Source organism: Afipia sp. OHSU_II-C1, assembly GCF_000497575.1.
Lineage (GTDB): Bacteria > Pseudomonadota > Alphaproteobacteria > Rhizobiales > Xanthobacteraceae > Afipia.
Window position 1 is genome coordinate 432,643 of the sequence record NZ_APJI01000013.1, and the last position, 18,316, is coordinate 450,958.

The following is an 18,316-nucleotide window of genomic DNA, read 5'->3' on the forward strand; positions in this document are numbered from 1 at the left end:
CGTTCATTAGTGCAGCGGGGACTGCTCCCGCTCCATGATCGCCGCCAGCCGGTCGAACCCGCTGCTGGTCCCGGAGGCCCGCATCTCGAGTCCGGCAGCGGCATCCAGCGCGGCAGCCTGCTCGGTGAAAGTCATCCGGGTCTGTGCGCCGTCTGCGGCGAACACCACCGTCGCCAGCGACACCGACAGCCGCTGCGTGTTGAGCGTCATCTCATACGCGTAGACGATCCGCTCGCCGGGCACGATATCGAAATAGTGCGCGCGGAATCCGCGCGTCTCGCCCTCGGCGGTGCGCCAGCGAACAACTTCCGATCCGCCGATGTGGAAATCGAAACTGTCTTCGAGCACCGTCCAGTCGGGGTGGCATGACGTCCATTTGCGCTTCAGATCGAATTCGGACCAGAAGCGAAAGGCATGGGGCGGGCGTCCCGGCAACATGCGCTCGACAACAAAAGTCGCGTGGTCCACGGGCTGGTTCTTCATTTGCCGTCCTGTTCGGGAAAATCGGCTATCGCCTGCGCCAGTCGGTCGAAAGCCTGGTTCATTGCCGTCTCACGTTGCTTCACCCATCGCCCGATCGAGGCGAGCGCCTGCGGCTTGATGGTGTAGGTGCGGACGCGCCCGGCCTTTTTTGAGGCCACGAGGCCGCCTTCCTCCAGTATCCTGAGGTGCTTCACCGCGGATGGCAGCGCCATCTCCATCGGGTCTGCCAGTTGCTTCACCGAAGCGGGGCCGCGGCTCAGCCGCTCAACCATGCTTCTGCGATACGGATCGGCGAGGGCATGGAACATGTGATCGAGCTGTTGCGATGCCGGCATGCGAATCCCCACGGTCAGATTGCAAGATAGCGTGCAGGCATGGCGTCCCTGTAGGGAAACATTTCAAAGAAAGGCCGTGCCTCGCCGATCGTTCGTCTGATCGAAGGCCGCGCCAGAAGCTGGTCCAGATAAGTCTGAAGATTGGTCTGACCGGCGGTGAATGGATGCACGATGAACGCGAAGAACAGCGCGGAGGCCGCCGAACAGTCCGCCATCGTGAAAGTCTCTCCGGTGGCCCATGGCTGACCGGACAGTTGCCGCTCGATCATTGCATAGGCCGTGTCGAGCGTCGCGCGGGCACTGGCGACTCCATGCGGATCGTTTTGACCGCTGGGCCGGATGCGATCCGTCACGATCTTCTGCATTGGCGTGCTGACGTAGAGATCGAAGAAGCGATCCCACAGCCGCACCTGCAAACGCGCCTCGGTATCGGACGGCAAAAGCGGTGCGGGGCCGGGATAGTTCTGCTGGAGATATTCGATGATGATGCTGGTTTCCGGGATGATGCGCCCGGCCGCTCCGTCATGCAGGACCGGGATATTGCCTACCGGCCAGCGCTCCAGCAGCGCGGACGCCGACGCGGGATTGCTGAAATCGACGGTCTCTGAACGGAACGGGATGGCGTTCTCGTAAAGCGCGATGAGCACCTTGTGACAGAACGACGCCAGCGGGTGGATATAAAGGATCAGTGCCATCGGCTCTCGCAAATAGTTTCTTGTATCGGAAACTATCACGGCCGGTCCTGTTGGCAACAGATAGTTTCCGGAAACGGAAACTTTACTGCTGGAATGGCGCTATGCCGCCGTCAGGCGCCGTTCGATGTCCTCGACCGGATGGCTGGTCAGATCCTTGTCGATTTCGGCGATGATGCGGGCTCTCACATGGGCGTCGAATGCGCGGCGCAAATCCGCAAGTGCGCGCGGCGGGGCAACGATGACGAAGCCCGGGATGTCGCGATCCCGCGCCAGAGCCTCCAGCGCGTCCGCGATGGTTCGGGCAAATCGCTGCTCCCCGATCTCGTGCCAGTCGGTCTGTTCGACCGAGCTGCGGCTGCTGCCGACGCTCTGGAAACTGCGCCCCGGCGGGCCCGATCCCTGGTCGCGCGTCGGCGGATTGTCGTTCTGAAAAACCTGCTCGGTTTTCAGGCGGGGCGCGGCTCCGTTGCCTTCGTTGCGCAGGAAAAGGGCTTTTCGGCCATCGCCGACAATGACGTACGCGTTGTGGGGAATGCGAAGGAAATCGGATTTGGTCATGTGGAAGTCTCCCATGCCTGGGAAACCAACCAATCCATCCCGGTTTCGTTCCTGCGGGCGGTCCCCGCGGTCTCATCGGGACGACCATACGCCGCAATGCGGAAAACTTGCTCGGTTCTGCTAACCGGTTTGTGGTAGTGAGCGCTGCAAAACAGGGCGCATGAGTCGATCCGGAGAACATGATGCAGAGGCCGAAGCCGCCGTTTCGCGCTGACCATGTCGGCAGCCTGCTGCGGCCGCAACGCATCAAAGAGGCGCGCGCGCGTTTCGCCAAGGGCGAGATCGCGGCCGCCGAATTGCAACGTCTTGAATCGCTTGAAATCGGCAAGATCGTCCAGAAGCAGAAACAGAATGGCCTGCGGCTCGCCACCGACGGCGAGTTTCGCCGCTCATGGTGGCATTTCGATTTTCTGAAACATCTCGACGGCTGCGCGCTACACAAGACCGACGGTATCCAGTTCAACGGGATGACCACGCGCGGCGAAAGCATCCGCGTCACCGGCAAACTGGACTTTCCCGCCAGCCATCCGATGATCGAGCATTTCAAGCTGCTCAAGGACAAATGCGATCTGGCAGGCGTCGTTCCGAAGATGACGATTCCCTCGCCGTCGCTGCTGCATTACCGCGGCGGCCGCAGTGCCATCTCCCAGGACGCCTATCCGGAGATCGATGACTTTTTCGTCGATCTGGCGAAGACCTATCGCAAGGCCGTGCAGGCATTCTACGATGCCGGCTGCCGCTATCTGCAGTTCGACGACACGGTGTGGGCCTATCTCTGCTCAGAGGATCAGAGGACGAAGCTGCGCGGACGCGGCGAGGACCCTGATGCGCTTCCGGCGGTCTATGCGCGCGTCATCAACTATGCGATTGCCGAGCGGCCCGCCGACATGACCATCACCACGCATGTCTGCCGCGGTAATTTCCGCTCGACCTGGATTTCATCCGGCGGCTACGAGCCGGTGGCGGAGACGCTGCTGTCGCGGGTCAACTACGACGGCTACTTCCTCGAATACGATTCCGAGCGCGCGGGCGGCTTCGAGCCGCTGCGCTTCCTGCCCACGGGCAGCAAGATCGTGGTGCTCGGCCTCGTGACGTCGAAGACCGGCGCGCTTGAGACGAAAAATGACATCCGGCAGCGCGTGATGGAGGCGGCGAAGCTGGTTCCGCTCGATCAGCTGGCGCTGTCGCCGCAATGCGGCTTCGCCTCGACGGAGGAGGGCAACATCCTCACTGAAGACGAGCAGTGGGCGAAGCTGCGCCTGGTCGTCGATGTCGCGAACGAGGTCTGGGGCAGGTAGTTCGCGAATGACTCTCGGCGATCATTCGCGATTCCAGCTTCCTCAGTGCCCGCTCAGCACCAGCGTCTTGACCGGAAGCAGCAGCGCCTGAATCCGCAGCAGCATGGCATGTACGATGCCCACAGCGTCGACCGCGTGCAGCCAGATGCGCTGGCCCGTGCTGGTGCCCTTGGCTGAGATCACATCGTGATTGCTGGTGTAGGCATTGGCGATGCAGCTGCTGCCGGGCGTCACGCCGTCGAGGCCGCCCTTGTAGATCGGCTCCATGAAGACGAGGATCGACCCCGGCCGTTGCGTCTGCTGCGCCTCGAGCAGTTGCTCACCGCCGCGGAACTGGCCGGCGGCGATGAAGTTCTGCACGCTGGTGACGACCATCGGGATGACGACCCACGGCTTTGAAATGCAGGTGGCTTCGGCCACCATGCCGACCTTCATCACCTGGGCTTCGATCTGGCCGAACCCCGCCTGGAGCGAGCGCTGGCCTGCGCCTTCGGGAATGAGAACGCCGGCGGACCGGATCATCGGGTTGACGACATCGCCCGGCCGCAGGAAGAACTGCTCGACGCGGCCATCCACGCCGGCACGAATGCTGGTCTTGTTCAGATCCACCTGCGCTTCGGCCAGCGCGGCTTCCGCGCTTGCTTTCTCGGCGGGGAGCAGCGAGGTGATACGGATCACTGCGGATTGTTTTGACGCCATGACCGCATCGAGCGAGCCCTGCCGCCCGGTCTGGATGACTTCAAGCTTTTCGATGTCCCGCTGCGGGACGATGCCGGGATTGCGCTTTTGCAACTCGCGCTTGACCTCGAGTTCATCGGTTGCCTGCTGCAGCGAGCTCTTGGCTTCCTGAATCTGGGCGTCGGCCTTCTGGACATCCGCCTGTGCCGCGATCATCGCGGCGTCGACCTCCGCGATCTTGCGCTGTGCCGTTTGCAGCGCCGCTTCCTGCTTCGAGCTGTCCAGCTTGAAGATGACGTCGCCCTTCTTGACCGGCGCACTGAAATCGACATTCACATCCGCGACGCGCCCGATTGTCTCGGGAACGAGCGGGACTGTCCGGTAATAAAGGGTCGCGCTGGTGGTGGACGGATGGAAATAGAAAATGACGGTGATCAGCGCCACGGTCAGCAACACGCACGCGGTGATGCCCCAGCGCAGTTCGTACCAGACGGAGAACAGCGTGATCTCCTTGCCGATCCGTTTTCCTTGCGCATAACGGCGATAAAGATAGTCAGGGAAGACCGTCAGCAGCGAACAGAGGATCAGCTCAAGCATGACGCGGCTCCTCGCTCTTGCCGGATGCGTCCGCAGGAGGCGTGTGGGTGTTTTCAATCGTCGGCTCGGACGGGTCGGGATCGGGCGGAATTCCGGCCATTTTCTGAACCGAGCCTGCAATGCTGCGCAGCGGCGTGCTGAAATCGGGCAGATCGACCAGGGCAAGCAGCAGCGCGATCACCCAGAACAGGTGATTGTGCGTAAACAGCGCGAGCAGGCAGAGCACGGCGACGATCTCGAACTGCAGCTTCTGTGACTTGTGCGCCATCCGCTCCGGCAGCGAATGGATTTGCAGATAGATGTTGCCGACGAACAGAATGGAGGCGAGCAGGATGATCCCGACGACCACCATCAGGACGTCGGTTTCGCCGGGCGCGGTGATGAAGGACGGGAGATGGTGCGGCGCGGCTGGATGAAGGGACTCACTCAAGGCAGGCTCCGCTTGCGAACATTGGGGTCAACATATGCAGAGATCAATCTTAACTATCGGCATGCCGAAAGTTCCATCCTTGCACAGGCATGGAACTTCGCAAGAGCAAAGTGCGTGATGTTGATCTGGGTCATGGTCGAGGGAAGACGTGCGCTGTCATCCCACCGCGCGAAGCTTGTTCATCTTCACAGAGAGTGGGCATCGGTGATGCGTTGCCGCTCGTGCCATTTCGACATGGGCCATGCGCCCGATTGCCGTCACCATCCCGCCTTTTGCGCGGAGGTTCGCCACCATCTCGCCTTTGCGGCGCGATCGTCAGTGATGCGTCGCGTCCGATCCGGAGATATTCAACAGTTCAACGACATGGCGCAGCTTGTCGGGATTGCGGGTGATGTAGATCTCGGTGATCTTTCCGTCCTCGATGGCAAACGCTGTGGTCTGGAAAATGTCATCGCGCTCATAGCTGACATAGCCCGGCAGGCCGTTGATACGCATCGGGCGGAACAGATCGCGCGAGGGACGTCTGGCGAGTTTGCGCGAGAGACCCTGATACGCACGAAGCACGCGCTCCAGCCCGAGAATCGGATTGATGAAGGCGAGAACCTTGCCGCCGCCGTCGGAGCGCACCACCACGTTCTGGGCGAGGATCGCGCGCAGGGCGTTGGTGTCGCCGCTGCGCGAGGCGATGAAGAAGGCTTCGGCGATCCGGCTGCCTTCGTCGCGGGCCACAGTGTAGCGCGGCCGCGATTCCTGCACGTGCTTGCGCGCCCGCGCGGCGAGCTGGCGGACGGCGGCGGGTTCGCGCTCGACCGTGATGGCGACTTCATCCAGCGGAACGCCGAACACGTCGTGCAGCAGGAAGGCGGCGCGCTCCAGCGGCGACAGCCGCTCCAGCGCCAGCATCAGCGTCAATGTGAGATCGTCTTCATCCACGGTGTCTGGCTCCTCGATCATCGGTTCAGGGAGCCACGAACCGACATAGGTTTCGCGGCGCGACCGCGCGGACTTCATGACATCGAGGCAGAGCCGCGTGACAATGCGGGAGAGAAAGGCTGGCGGTGCATCGACCGTGGCGAGGTCGATCTGCTGCCAGCGCAGCCACGCGTCCTGGACAACGTCTTCGGCCTCGGCCATCGAGCCGAGCATGCGATAGGCGAGACGCACCAGCCGGGGCCGATGCGTCTCGAAGATCGTTGTGCTGGCCTCAGGCCGCGACACGGCTGCCTTCCTTCGGGTGTGCGAGGCGGAAGGCGATGGCGAGCCGGTTCCATGCATTGATCGCGCCGATCAGCATGGTGAGATTGACCTGTTCGGCGTCGCTGAATTCGGCCTTCACGAGTTCATAATCCTTGTCCGGTGCGCCGGTGGCCGCAACCATCGTCAGGCTTTCGGTCCAGGCAAGCGCAGCCTGTTCGCGCGGCGTGTACAACGTGGATTCACGCCAGGCATTGAGCATGTAGAGCCGCATTTCAGTTTCGCCAGCCTTGCGCGCGTCGGTCGAATGCATGTGGATGCAGTAGGCGCAGCCGTTGATTTGCGAGGCACGCATCTTCACCAGTTCGATCAGGCTGTGCTCGAGGCCGCTGGCTTTGATGGCGGCTTCGAGCGCCGTCATCGCCTTGTAGGCATCGGGGGCCAGCTTGAACGGCAATTCCTTCAGTCGTGCGGTCATGGAAGTCTCCTGTGGGATGGATATGAGATTAGCTGTTGGCGTTACTTGGTGTAAGGCAGAACGAGGTTTGTCTCGCTGGTATCGACGACAAACACCGCGAGCAGGCTTGCCGGCTCGGTATTGCTTGCATTTGCGCTGACGGCGTGACGGTCGCCCGGCATCTCGGCGAAGTTCTCGCCCGCGCGATAGGTCTTTTCCGGTCCGTCGTTCACCTTGCTGCGGATCGCTCCCTTCAGCACGGTGGCGTAAATGAAGGCGGAGGACGGATGGGTGTGGGCGGCTGACGAGCCGCCGGGCTGGTACTCGACCAGCACGCCTTTCATGCTCTTGCCTTTCACATTCGGAAGCACGTGATCGAAAACCACCGTGATTTTGGCGTCTTTGCCGGCGTCATGGGCCGACGCTCCGCTGACGAGCAACAGCCCGAACGCTGCGGAGCAGAGAAGTGACTTGAACATTTTGTCTCCTGTTGGGGTTGGTATTTCGGTTACGCAGCGGCGGTCTGGTCGCGGCGCAGCCATTCATCGAATGTGATCTTGCCGAGACGCGCGCCGGCATCCGGCGTCAGCGAGCGGTCATCGACCGCGATTCCGAAATAGCGTGCGGCGGGATCGGTGATGACTTCTTTCCGGTCTTTCTTCGCGGCGAGGTACGTCCGGATCAGCTGATCCATCGGAAAGGACTCCGGACCCGCGACCTCGATCATTCCCTTGCCGGGAGAGAGCGCTGCGTCGACGACGGCGGCGGCGACATCGTCGGCCGCCATCGGCTGGATGCGCGCGGGCGGAACGTGGAGGGTCTCTCCCTGCGTTGCGGACTGTGCGATGCCGCCGACAAATTCGAAGAACTGCGTGGCGCGCACGATGGTGTAGGGAACGCCCGAATTTTCGATGGCGCGCTCCTGCGCCAGCTTGGCGCCGAAGTATCCAAACTCGGTCAGGCGCTCGGTGCCGACCACCGACAGCGCGACATGAAGCTTCACGCCCGCAGCCTTTTCCGCTGCGAAGATGTTGCGTCCTGCCGCCTCAAAAAAGGCCATCGCTGCATCGGTTTCGAACGAGGGAGAGTTCGCCACGTCGACAACGACATCCGCACCCGCGAATGCGTCCTTCAGTCCCTCGCCGGTGACGGTATTCACGCCGGTCGAGGGCGATGCTGCCAGAACGTCATGGCCGCGCTGTCGCAACTGGCTAACCACTCGCGATCCGATCAGGCCGGAACCTCCGATAACGACAATCTTCATGATGGCCTCCTGTTTGCCGCGATAAGCGGCGGTTGATGACGGAACTGCATGAAAATCCTCGGGTTCCGGCGGGTTTGTCGCCGTGGCCGTCAGGTTCTTTCTGCACCTTCGCCATCAAGACGAGGCAGCAGGGGCCGGATGTGACATCGCCCGAAAGATTTTTCTGGAAGGGCGGAAACGGGCGTAATTTGAATAGCTTCGGTTCGATGGCCTGATAGGAGGCAAATACGTCATTTTGGCCGGCCCCTCTGGCGCGTAGGTCTGGTCCGGCTTTTTTGATGACGGAGCGAGCCATGAAAGACCTGCTGACCAACATCCTCGACGCCCATGGCGGCATCGACCGCTGGAATTCATTCCGGAAGGTCGAGGCGACCATCGTGTCCGGTGGTGAACTGTGGGGCATGAAGGGTCTGGTGCAGGACCCCAACCCGCGCCGCATGACGGTCTCGCTGCACGAGGAGTTCGCGTCGGTCACGCCGTTTGGCGCCGCCGACCAGCGCACCAGCTTCACGCCGGATCGCATCGCCATCGAAAAGCTCGACGGAACGGTGGTGGCCGAGCGCCGCGATCCGCGGGCGCTGTTCGACGGACACGAGAAGCTGACGCCGTGGGGACCGCTGCATCGCGCCTATTTCAACGGCTACGCGCTGTGGACTTATCTGACCACGCCGTTTCACCTCGTGATGAAAGGCGTCGAGGTCTCCGAGCTTGAGCCATGGCGCGAAGGCAACGAGACATGGCGTGTGGTCCGTGCGCGCTTTCCGAAATCCATCGCCACCCACAGCGACATTCAGGACTTTTTCTTCGGTGAGGATTTCCTGCTGCGGCGGCACGATTACAATGTCGATGTCGCGGGCGGCTTCGACGCGGCCCAGCATGTGTTCAATTACATCGAGGCGGATGGGATCAAGCTGCCGTCAAAGCGGCTCGCTTATACGCGTGGCCCCGACCATCGGGCTGCGCTCGATCCGCTGATGGTCTCCATCGATATCAGCGACGTGCATTTCAGCTAAGGGCGCGACCCGCTTAGTCCATCTGGCTGAGGCGCATCATTTCAAAACCCTGGCCGTCCAGCAGCACAAGTTTTCGCTGCACCTGATCGACGCGCCATGCGCGCACTTTTTCCAGAGTGGCGTGGAATTTCGATTCCTGCTTCATGACGGCGGGGGAACATGCCATCCGCGTGCTCGCCATCGGCAGGAACTTGATCGTTGTTGCGTCGAACTTTGCCGAGCCTGCGTAACGGTTGCAGCCGCCCATGCCTGTGACCATGCCGTCGTCGCCAATTTCCAGCGTGGTTTGCAGCCGGTCGATCACGCCGCCGCCATCGATGTCTTCGGCCCGCCACTTGCCCGTCGGCGCCGCGGAACCGGCAGCGACCAATCCGGTCAGCAGAGCCGTGAGAACCGCGAGAGCAGTGAAGCGTGTAGACATCATGATCCCGATCATTGGCAGTTCTCACCCCGGAACGAGTACCCTGCGCAGCTTTCTCAGTATCCGCTGCCACAACGGCTTCGCCCGGATGTCCGTACTATAGGAGCTCCACCACAGATCTTCATCAGCGGGCCGCGCCGATCCCGGATTTTCCCGGTCCAGATTCACGGCGGCCTGATCGAACTTGTTCCATTCCTCGCGGAATTCTTCCGGCGACCAGAAGTACTGGTGTCCCCATCGATTGGAAACATCCTTGCTGCCCAGCCGCGCGCCCTGAACCTGCTCGCGTGTGGCGGTGCGGTCGAACCCCAGCCGCTTGTAGTGCCACAGAACCAGTTCATCGCGCGCAGGCAATGTCAGGCGCCCCGCCGGGCGAGCATAATGGCGGCCCATTCCGAAATTCGTTTCATTCAGGGCATCGGGATTGAAGATGCTCAGTTTGCTGAACAGCGCCGAGGGCTGGCCGCGATTGATCCGGTCGATCAACCGTCCTTCATCGTTCGGCATCTCGGCGGCGATCATGTCGAATCCGAAAGCCGGGATAAACGTCACCCCGCTTTGCTGCTGCGCGGCGAGGTAGGAACGCATCGGTATTCCGGGCACCCAGAGATGTTCATCGATGGCGGTGATGATGACCCAGTCGGCCTGTCCGCGGCTTTCCTTCCAGACTTCGTTCTGCATCGCCGAATGGGAGGCCACGAACGACTCCGGGTCCGTGCGCGTGAACGAACGCAACTCCACTTTGGGATGCGCGCGCAGAATGTCCAGCGAGCCGTCGGTCGAGCCGTCGTCGTAAACGACGTAACGATCCACCCACGGATCGTAGTGCCGGAAGAAAAAGCCGAGCATATCGGCTTCGTCCCAGCACACGGTGTAGAGGTGAACGGTCGGACGCGGCATGCGCTGTTCAGTTTCCGGTTTGCTGCGGCATGGGCCGTGCGGGATTTCCGGCGACGACAGCGCCGGCAGCAACATCGCACGTGACCACCGCACCCGCGCCGACCACGGCATTTTCACCGATAACGATTTTCGGCAGAACGACTGCGCCCGCGCCGATCAGCACGCCGGATGCGAGGGTCACGTTTCCGCCAATGACGGCGCCGGGTCCGATCGACACAAACGTACCGGCCTCCAGATCATGGCCGATGAGGGCGCCGCGGTTGAGAAAGCCGAACGCTCCGACACGCACGCGGCTTCCCACGACGCATCCCGCATTGACGTAGCTTCCATCTCCCAATTCCAGGGCGCGCGGCAGGATCGCGGTCGGATCGATCAGCGTGAAGGGTGTCTTCAATCCCAGCCTTGCGGCTTCTTCAAATGCGGTTCTCCGGTTGCCGGGAGAGAAGAGCGGCACGAGATAGGGGAGAGAAAGCAGTTCGGCGGAAACCTTGTCGGCCTCGGTGACGGGTATGCCGTTTGACAGTTGGGAAGGTGCCGGCCGGTTGCTGATGCCGGCCGCAATTATCGTACCGGCACGATGAAGGCTTTCCTCGACGTCCGCGACGACGGGGGACCCAGTGCCGAAAAGGACGATACGCGTCACGTGCGAATGAACTCCAGGATGGATTCGGCAATATAGGGCAGTGAACCTGCTGTCGTCTCGGGCTGCACCGGAAGGCTCAGCAACGATCCGGCAAGATGTTCCGCCACGGGAAATGACTCAGTGATTTTGGACGAAAATGCCTCGTGCCTGTGCAGGCAGGGAGAGTAATGGATATTCGTCTGGATGCCGGCGCGCGTGAGATGGAGCCGAAGGCCATCCCGGTTTTCATGGCCGACGGCAAATTGATGATAAATGCAGCCTTCATTCTGTGGCGGCAGTTCCAGATCCGATGCCCCTAACAGCTCGCGGTAGCGCTCGGCGATGGCGCGGCGCTCGCTGTTTCCCTCGTCGAGATGGGGCAGCAGCGCAGAGAGTATCGCGGCCTGCATGTCGTCGAGACGCGAGTTGAAGCCGACGGAGCGGGCAATGCGGTCTTCACCGAGATCGTAGTTGCGCATGCGCCTGATCCGCTGGGCCAGACTCGCGTCGCTGGTCAGAACCGCGCCGCCATCGCCGATGCCGCCGAGGTTCTTGGTTGGATAATAAGAGAATGCGGCGGCATGACCGAAGGTGCCCACGCGCCGCGATCCGATGGACGCGCCGTGGGCCTGCGCGCAATCCTCGACAACGGCGAGCTTGTGGCGTTCGGCGATGGTCATGAGCGCCTGCATGTCACATGGCATGCCGAACAGATGCACCGGAACGATGGCCGCAGTGCGCGGCGTGATGGCAGATTCAACTGCGGCCGGGTCGATGCAGCGCGTGCGGCTGTCCACATCCGCAAAGCGCGGTGTTGCTCCGCATTGCAGAATCGCCTGCGCCGTCGCCGGTGCCGTCAGCGCTGTGGTGATGACCTCGTCGCCGCTGCCGATCCCCAGCGCGCGCAGGCTGAGCGCGAGCGCGTCCGTTCCGGAATTGACGCCGACGCAGTGCGCCGCTCCGATATAGGCGGCGAAGCTTGCCTCGAAGTTCGCGACTGCCGATCCGAGGATATAGCTTTGACTTTCGATGACGGAGGCAATCGCCGCATCGACGGCGCTTCGATAACGCGCGATCCGTGATGCTGGAGCAGCCTGAGGTATCATTCCGGCTCGACGATCTTGTCAGGTTGCGGCCCATCGAACTGGGCGCTGGCATTGTATTCGATCGGAGACAGAATGAGCACCACTGTTTGCGGCTCGAAGCGGCGCAGGCGAAGCCATACGCCGGCGCGGATCCAGAGCGCCTTGCCGGATGGGTCCAGCCGGTGCTCTGCCGTGTCGTGACCGTTATCGAGTTCGACGTGAACCGCGCCGCTCGACACCGCGATCACCTGATCGGCGGGATTCGAATGCTCGGCGCGCACGGTGTCCGCCGGACATTCGGTGAGCGTGAAGATCCGCTTGGCGACGAACGGCAGGCTTGAGGGATACTCAAGGAGCGACAGCCGCCCGCGAGCATCGGTGTGCTCGGTCATGGAAATCAGATACGCGCCTTTGATGAGGGTGGTCCGTTGCATGGCGCGATCGATCCGGGAGTTTGATTCAGGGGCGGGAGGGTCGAGGAGTTTCCGCGCATCTCTAGCGAATAAAACCGTGGGGCAGTCAAATTTGCAGGCCCGCCAGGTTTCAATCGTGGGCAGATGGTGGTAGGAAGCTCGGCACGAAATCGCTCTGCCCACAAATTTCGGCCCACCCGAACCCTGCCCACCGGTCTGATGAAAAACGACCAGCTCCTGGCCCAGATCTCCGAATACTGCCGTCAGGCGGGGATGGCGGAATCGACGTTCGGCCGCCGCGCGGTAAACGACGGCAAGCTGGTGCACCGGCTGCGCGAGGGCAAGCGCATTACGGTCGATACTTTGGAGCGGATTAGAGCTTTTCTTGGGGACGGCGTTCCGGTGGTGAGCGTGCCGGAACCTCCGATCGAGAAGCGCGATCCCACCGGCAACTTCCGTTTTTTCGAAAACCGGCAGAAGTACCTGCTGTTCGTCCACACCTGCTCCGAAAAGCGGGTGATCGCCGACCGGGTGGCGCTGGAGTTGGGGAGTATCCATCCACGGCCGCCCGCCTTGCGTGTTTTCGACGCAGGCGTGGGCGACGGGACGGTGCTGGCGCGGGTGATGCGCTCCATGCACAGCCGGTTCCCGAACATGCCGTTCTATATCGCCGGCAAGGAAATCAGCCTCGAGGACGTGCGGCTGACCCTGAACAAGGTGCCGGACCGCCTGTTCGAGCATCCGGCCACCGTTTTCGTCCTGACCAACATGAATTACGCCGAAGCGCCATGGCTGGCGCCGAAATCGCCGACCGCTGCGGCGGCGATGATCTGGCGCGAAGTCGCGCTGCGCGGCTCGTCCTCCGGCGAGTTCGAGACGCAAATCGCCGATTTGCAGCCGTTTCTGGAAGAAAACTGGCGCGCCGCCGTCAGTTCGCGTTCCGGCATGCCGGTCTATGAGCGGCCGATCGCGCTGGTGATCTATCGTGAGGACCACCGGTTCCTGCTTGACGCCATGATCCCACGGGCAGGGCGGGTCGAAGCCAATTTCGATCTGGTGATCGCCTCGCAGCCTTATCGCGCCAGATCGTCGCTCAATTTCCGCGCCAAGAAGATTGTGGCGCCACTGGCGCGCGCGCTGCGCGCAGGTGGCCGCCTGATCGGGATTCACTCCTACGGTCACGATCCCGGAATGGAGATCGTGCAGTCGGTGTGGCCCGGAGAAAATCCTTTCGCCGTCAGCCGCCATGAGTTGCTGCGTGCGGTGAAATACGAACTGGGATCGGCCGGGCGCGATCTCAACTTTAACGCTTATGCGGATAACCGCTCCATTTTCCGGTACGATATGGAGGCGTTGCCCAACGAAGTGACAGGGCCGATCGGGACTTCGACGGCCTTTGCAGCATGGAACGCGGCGGTGTATGTCGCTCAGGTCGAAGACGACCGCCTGGACGAAGTCACGCAAAGCGGACGTTATCTCGACGCCACCAGAGAGGTTCTGCGCAAGCACAACGGGCTCTGGTTCTACGATGAATCCTACGTCATCTCACGGCGTCGCGATTGATAAAAATTTGTTGAAAATCCAAACGGGCCGATCGCGGCCCATCTGAAAGGGATTGTTGATGCGCGCGTCTTATCTGTTCACCAGTGAATCGGTTTCCGAAGGTCATCCGGACAAGGTCTGCGACCGGATCTCGGACGAAATCGTCGATCTGTTTTTCCGTGAGGGCCCCAAGGCCGGCATCGATCCGTGGGCGATCCGCGCCGCATGTGAAACGCTCGCCACCACCAACAAGGTCGTGATCGCCGGCGAGACGCGCGGCCCGGCCACCGTCACCAACGAGCAGATTGAGGCGACCGTGCGCGCCGCGATCAAGGACATCGGTTACGAGCAGGAAGGCTTCCACTGGAAGACCTGCGATATCGAAATCCTGCTGCATCCGCAGTCGGCCGACATCGCGCAGGGCGTCGACGCACTTCAGCCCGGCACCAACAAGGAAGAGGGCGCGGGCGACCAGGGCATCATGTTCGGTTACGCCACCAACGAAACGCCTGAACTGATGCCGGCGCCGATCCACTACGCGCACAAGATCCTGCGCCTGATCTCGGAAGCCCGTCACTCGGGCGTCGAGAAGGTGCTCGGCCCGGACTCCAAGAGCCAGGTCACCGTGCAGTACGAAAACGGCAAGCCGGTGGGCGTGCGCGAGATCGTCGTGTCGCATCAGCATCTCGTCGAGGACATGACCTCGAACCAGGTGCGCGAGCGCGTCGAGCCGTATGTCCGCAAGGCGCTGCCGGAAGGCTGGATCAACGGCAAGACCATCTGGCACATCAACCCGACCGGCAAGTTCTACATCGGCGGTCCCGATGGTGACGCGGGCCTCACGGGCCGCAAGATCATTGTCGACACCTACGGCGGTGCGGCTCCGCACGGCGGCGGCGCGTTCTCCGGCAAGGATTCCACCAAGGTCGACCGCTCGGCGGCTTATGCCGCGCGCTATGTCGCCAAGAACGTTGTCGCAGCCGGTCTCGCCGACAAGTGCACGCTGCAGCTCGCCTACGCCATCGGCGTTGCGCGTCCGCTGTCGATCTACATCGACACCCACGGCACCGGTAAGGTCTCCGACGACAAGATCGAGAAGGCTGTTGCCGAGTCGATGGACCTCACCCCGCGCGGCATCCGCAAGCACCTCGACCTCAACAAGCCGATCTACGCACGCACGTCCGCCTACGGCCACTTCGGCCGCACGCCGGACGCCGACGGCGGCTTCTCGTGGGAAAAGACCGATCTCGCCGATGCGCTGAAGCGCGCGGTGTGATGCCAATTATTTCCCTCCCCCTTTTGGGGAGGGTCGGCCGAGCGAAGCGGAGGCCGGGGTGGGAGTGTCGTGAATGGCATTCTGAATGTTCCCCCACCCGACGCATTGCTCGCTTCGCTCTCAATGCGCCACCCTCCCCACAAGGGGGAGGGAGTAGAGCCGCAACTCAAAGGATAGAACCAACATGACCACCGCCACCGCGAAAGCCCCCGCAGGCTTCACCGATTACATCGTCGCCGACATCGGCCTCGCCGATTTCGGCCGCAAGGAACTCTCGCTCGCCGAAACCGAAATGCCCGGCCTGATGGCGACGCGCGAAGAGTACGGCCCGAAGCAGCCTTTGAAGGGCGCGCGCATCGCGGGCTCGCTGCACATGACCATCCAGACCGGCGTGCTGATCGAAACCCTCAAAGCATTGGGCGCCGACATCCGCTGGGTCTCCTGCAACATCTATTCGACGCAGGACCACGCCGCGGCCGCGATTGCTGCCGCCGGCATTCCGGTGTTCGCGGTCAAGGGTGAGACGCTGAAGGATTACTGGGACTACACCGCCAAGCTGTTCGACTGGCACGGCGGCGGTCACCCGAACATGATCCTCGATGACGGCGGCGACGCCACCATGTACGTCCATCTCGGCCTGCGCGCCGAGAACGGCGATACCGCGTTCCTGGACAAGCCTGGCTCCGAGGAAGAGGAAGTGTTCTTCGCGCTGCTCAAGAAGCAGCTCAAGGAGAAGCCGAAGGGCTACTTCAGGGCGATCGCCGACAGCATCAAGGGCGTCTCGGAAGAGACCACCACGGGCGTGCATCGCCTGTACGACATGCAGAAGGCCGGCACGCTGCTGTGGCCCGCCATCAACGTCAACGACTCGGTCACCAAGTCGAAGTTCGACAACCTTTACGGCTGCCGTGAATCGCTGGTGGACGGCATCCGCCGCGGCACCGACGTGATGATGTCGGGCAAGGTCGCGATGGTTGCGGGCTTCGGCGACGTCGGCAAGGGCTCGGCGGCGTCGCTGCGCCAGGCCGGCTGCCGCGTGATGGTCTCCGAGATCGATCCGATCTGCGCATTGCAGGCGGCGATGGAAGGCTATCAGGTCACCACGATGGAAGACGCCGCGCCGCAGGCCGACATCTTCGTCACCGCGACCGGCAACAAGGACATCATCACCCTTGAGCACATGCGCGCGATGAAGGACCGCGCCATCGTCTGCAACATCGGCCACTTCGACAACGAGATCCAGATCGCCTCGCTGAAGAACCTGAAGTGGACCAACATCAAGCCGCAGGTCGATGAAATCGCGTTCCCGGACGGCCACCGCATCATCATGCTGTCGGAAGGCCGCCTCGTGAACCTCGGCAACGCGATGGGCCATCCGTCCTTCGTGATGTCGGCGTCGTTCACCAACCAGACGCTGGCGCAGATCGAACTGTTCGCCAACAACAAGGACGGCAAGTACAAGAAGGAAGTTTATGTGCTGCCGAAGTCGCTCGACGAGAAGGTCGCGCGGCTCCACCTTGCCAAGATCGGCGTCAAGCTCACCGAGCTGCGCAAGGATCAGGCCGACTACATCGGCGTGAAGCAGGAAGGCCCGTACAAGAGCGATCACTACCGCTACTGAAAACCACCTGTCATTCCGGACGGTCTGCGAAGCAGGCCGATCCGGAATCTCGATGGGTTGGAAAAGAACGTCTGGATTCCGGATTCGCTTGCGATGCGCGCGCCCCGGAATGACGGAAAACAGAAAAGCCCCGGATTGTTCCGGGGCTTTTTTGCTATTTGCTGCCGGGCGCTGCGGGCGCCGTAATGGTCACGCTGGGCCCGGAGCTTTTGCCCTTCATTCCGCCCTGCAGGAAAAAGAAACCGATGCCGACAACAATTATGGCACCCACGATCACGCCCAATATTCCAATTCCACCACTTCCACCTTCAGCCATCTTGTCCTCCTCATAAAGAACGGCAACGGTCACGAAGCTGTTATGTTCCCGCCCGCACAATCCGGCATGCGCATATCGCACGGGGCGAATCCCGATAAGATGCGCAGGTTTCCGGTTCATTCGCTGATGCGAGGTTGCTCGTGACCGCCAGATCAAACGACTATCCGACGACAGTCTCGCTGCTTGGCGTGCCGATCGAAGTCGGCGCGTCGCAGAAGGGCGCGCTGATGGGCCCGGCGGCGCTGCGCACGGCGGGCATCGCACAGCTTTTGGAGAGTCTCGATTTCAAGGTCGAGGATCACGGCGACATCGCGCCGCGCGAACTCTCGTTCAGCGATGAAGCGCCGCCGCCGAACGCGAAGCACTACCGCGAGATCAAGGCCTGGATCGGCGAGACCTCAAGGCGTGCCTACGCCATGGCGAAGTCCGGCGCGATTCCGGTATTTCTCGGCGGCGATCATTCGCTGTCGATGGGTTCGGTGAGCGGCGTCGCGCGGCACTGGCACGCGCAGAAGCGCGAGCTGTTCGTGCTCTGGCTCGATGCCCATGCCGATTACAACACGCCCGCGACCACGATCACCGGCAACATGCACGGCATGTCCGGCGCGTTCCTGTGCGGCGAGCCTGGACTGGACGATCTGCTGCCGCAGAGCGAGCGATCCTCCATCGCGCCGCGCCAGCTTGGCCTGTTCGGCCTGCGCTCGGTGGACAAGAAGGAAAAGGAATTGCTCGGGCAGCGCGATGTCTGGATCGCCGACATGCGCCGGATCGACGAATTCGGCGTCAGCGTCTTGATGCGCGAATTCATCGAGCGGGTGAGGGCGCGCAGCGGTGTCCTCCATGTCAGCCTGGATGTGGATTTCCTCGATCCGGTGTCGGCCCCCGGCGTCGGCACCACCGTCTCGGGCGGGGCGACCTATCGCGAGGCGCATCTCGTCATGGAGATGCTGCAGGATTCAGGGCTGGTGCGCTCGCTCGATCTGGTCGAGCTTAATCCGTTTCTGGACAACCGCGGCCTCACCGCGCGCACCGTGGTCGAACTCGTCGGCTCGCTGTTCGGCCAGCAGATCCATGATCGCCCGACGCCGAGCAACGCGGTGGTGTAAGGGTGTGAAAAG

At 62.1% G+C, this 18,316-nt stretch carries 22 protein-coding genes; 6 read left to right on the forward strand and 16 right to left on the reverse strand.

The window, feature by feature from the left end; translation table 11 throughout:
• Positions 1-6: 6 nt before the first annotated feature.
• The 4 genes from I554_RS0115275 to I554_RS0115290 form a co-directional block, all read right to left on the reverse strand.
• Positions 7-483: an SRPBCC domain-containing protein gene (locus I554_RS0115275; RefSeq protein WP_024574700.1), complete on the reverse strand. Its 477-nt coding sequence runs from the start codon at positions 481-483 to the stop codon at positions 7-9.
• Positions 480-818 carry a metalloregulator ArsR/SmtB family transcription factor gene (locus tag I554_RS0115280; protein WP_024574701.1) on the reverse strand — a complete coding sequence of 113 codons (339 nt, stop codon included), beginning with the start codon at positions 816-818 and terminating at the stop codon, positions 480-482. Before I554_RS0115280 ends, I554_RS0115275 begins: the two co-directional genes overlap by 4 nt.
• A gap of 14 nt (positions 819-832) precedes the next feature.
• A complete protein-coding gene (locus I554_RS0115285; RefSeq protein WP_024574702.1) occupies positions 833-1,513 on the reverse strand; it encodes a glutathione S-transferase family protein in 681 nt (226 codons plus the stop codon).
• 99 nt (positions 1,514-1,612) lie between these two features.
• Positions 1,613-2,071 carry a host attachment family protein gene (locus I554_RS0115290; protein WP_024574703.1) on the reverse strand — a complete coding sequence of 153 codons (459 nt, stop codon included), beginning with the start codon at positions 2,069-2,071 and terminating at the stop codon, positions 1,613-1,615.
• A gap of 182 nt (positions 2,072-2,253) precedes the next feature.
• On the opposite strand from I554_RS0115290, the gene I554_RS0115295 reads away from it, so the two are divergent.
• Positions 2,254-3,369 (forward strand): cobalamin-independent methionine synthase II family protein, encoded by a 1,116-nt coding sequence (locus I554_RS0115295; RefSeq protein WP_024574704.1) that lies wholly within the window; start codon positions 2,254-2,256, stop codon positions 3,367-3,369.
• Positions 3,370-3,411: 42 nt separating this feature from the next.
• On the opposite strand, the gene I554_RS0115300 is transcribed toward I554_RS0115295, so the two are convergent.
• From I554_RS0115300 to I554_RS0115325, 6 genes are all read right to left on the reverse strand, one after another.
• Positions 3,412-4,644 carry a biotin/lipoyl-binding protein gene (locus I554_RS0115300; RefSeq protein WP_024574705.1) on the reverse strand — a complete coding sequence of 411 codons (1,233 nt, stop codon included), beginning with the start codon at positions 4,642-4,644 and terminating at the stop codon, positions 3,412-3,414.
• On the reverse strand, positions 4,637-5,074 hold the full coding sequence (locus tag I554_RS0115305; protein ID WP_024574706.1) for a hypothetical protein: 438 nt from the start codon (positions 5,072-5,074) through the stop codon (positions 4,637-4,639). The genes I554_RS0115300 and I554_RS0115305 overlap by 8 nt, the downstream gene beginning before the upstream one ends.
• Positions 5,075-5,389: 315 nt before the next feature.
• Positions 5,390-6,292 (reverse strand): sigma-70 family RNA polymerase sigma factor, encoded by a 903-nt coding sequence (locus tag I554_RS0115310; protein ID WP_024574707.1) that lies wholly within the window; start codon positions 6,290-6,292, stop codon positions 5,390-5,392.
• Positions 6,279-6,746 (reverse strand): carboxymuconolactone decarboxylase family protein, encoded by a 468-nt coding sequence (locus I554_RS0115315; protein ID WP_024574708.1) that lies wholly within the window; start codon positions 6,744-6,746, stop codon positions 6,279-6,281. Before I554_RS0115315 ends, I554_RS0115310 begins: the two co-directional genes overlap by 14 nt.
• Before the next feature lie 41 nt (positions 6,747-6,787).
• Positions 6,788-7,204: a cupin domain-containing protein gene (locus I554_RS0115320; RefSeq protein ID WP_024574709.1), complete on the reverse strand. Its 417-nt coding sequence runs from the start codon at positions 7,202-7,204 to the stop codon at positions 6,788-6,790.
• Positions 7,205-7,233: 29 nt separating this feature from the next.
• The gene (locus I554_RS0115325; RefSeq protein WP_024574710.1) at positions 7,234-7,989 is read right to left on the reverse strand and encodes an SDR family oxidoreductase; all 756 of its coding nucleotides are present in this window, start codon (positions 7,987-7,989) and stop codon (positions 7,234-7,236) included.
• A gap of 293 nt (positions 7,990-8,282) precedes the next feature.
• On the opposite strand from I554_RS0115325, the gene I554_RS0115330 reads away from it, so the two are divergent.
• Positions 8,283-9,002, forward strand: coding sequence for a hypothetical protein (locus I554_RS0115330; RefSeq protein ID WP_024574711.1), 720 nt, complete (start codon positions 8,283-8,285; stop codon positions 9,000-9,002).
• Between the two features lie 13 nt (positions 9,003-9,015).
• On the opposite strand, the gene I554_RS0115335 is transcribed toward I554_RS0115330, so the two are convergent.
• From I554_RS0115335 to I554_RS0115355, 5 genes are read right to left on the reverse strand one after another with little or no spacing between them, the layout of a single operon-like run.
• Positions 9,016-9,426, reverse strand: a complete 411-nt coding sequence (locus I554_RS0115335) for an META domain-containing protein (protein ID WP_244432758.1) — start codon at positions 9,424-9,426, stop codon at positions 9,016-9,018.
• A gap of 21 nt (positions 9,427-9,447) precedes the next feature.
• Positions 9,448-10,323 (reverse strand): glycosyltransferase family 2 protein, encoded by an 876-nt coding sequence (locus I554_RS0115340; protein WP_051373151.1) that lies wholly within the window; start codon positions 10,321-10,323, stop codon positions 9,448-9,450.
• Between the two features lie 7 nt (positions 10,324-10,330).
• Positions 10,331-10,966: an acetyltransferase gene (locus I554_RS25640; protein ID WP_024574714.1), complete on the reverse strand. Its 636-nt coding sequence runs from the start codon at positions 10,964-10,966 to the stop codon at positions 10,331-10,333.
• Positions 10,963-12,051, reverse strand: coding sequence for a DegT/DnrJ/EryC1/StrS family aminotransferase (locus I554_RS0115350; RefSeq protein WP_024574715.1), 1,089 nt, complete (start codon positions 12,049-12,051; stop codon positions 10,963-10,965). Before I554_RS0115350 ends, I554_RS25640 begins: the two co-directional genes overlap by 4 nt.
• Complete coding sequence (locus tag I554_RS0115355) at positions 12,048-12,464, reverse strand: FdtA/QdtA family cupin domain-containing protein (protein WP_024574716.1); 417 nt, start codon at positions 12,462-12,464, stop codon at positions 12,048-12,050. Before I554_RS0115355 ends, I554_RS0115350 begins: the two co-directional genes overlap by 4 nt.
• 198 nt (positions 12,465-12,662) lie before the next feature.
• On the opposite strand from I554_RS0115355, the gene I554_RS0115360 reads away from it, so the two are divergent.
• The 3 genes from I554_RS0115360 (at position 12,663) to ahcY (ending at position 16,882) form a co-directional block, all read left to right on the forward strand.
• Positions 12,663-14,006, forward strand: coding sequence for a hypothetical protein (locus tag I554_RS0115360; RefSeq protein ID WP_024574717.1), 1,344 nt, complete (start codon positions 12,663-12,665; stop codon positions 14,004-14,006).
• A 58-nt stretch (positions 14,007-14,064) separates the two neighbouring features.
• Complete coding sequence (gene metK / locus I554_RS0115365; RefSeq protein WP_024574718.1) at positions 14,065-15,261, forward strand: methionine adenosyltransferase; 1,197 nt, start codon at positions 14,065-14,067, stop codon at positions 15,259-15,261.
• Positions 15,262-15,445: 184 nt separating this feature from the next.
• Positions 15,446-16,882, forward strand: a complete 1,437-nt coding sequence (gene ahcY / locus I554_RS0115370) for an adenosylhomocysteinase (RefSeq protein WP_024574719.1) — start codon at positions 15,446-15,448, stop codon at positions 16,880-16,882.
• A 154-nt stretch (positions 16,883-17,036) separates the two neighbouring features.
• On the opposite strand, the gene I554_RS0115375 is transcribed toward ahcY, so the two are convergent.
• Entirely contained in the window at positions 17,037-17,231 is a 195-nt protein-coding gene (locus I554_RS0115375) for a hypothetical protein (RefSeq protein WP_152528596.1), read from the reverse strand.
• Positions 17,232-17,338: 107 nt separating this feature from the next.
• On the opposite strand from I554_RS0115375, the gene rocF reads away from it, so the two are divergent.
• A complete protein-coding gene (gene rocF, locus I554_RS0115380; protein ID WP_024574721.1) occupies positions 17,339-18,304 on the forward strand; it encodes an arginase in 966 nt (321 codons plus the stop codon).
• The last annotated feature ends 12 nt before the right edge of the window (positions 18,305-18,316 follow it).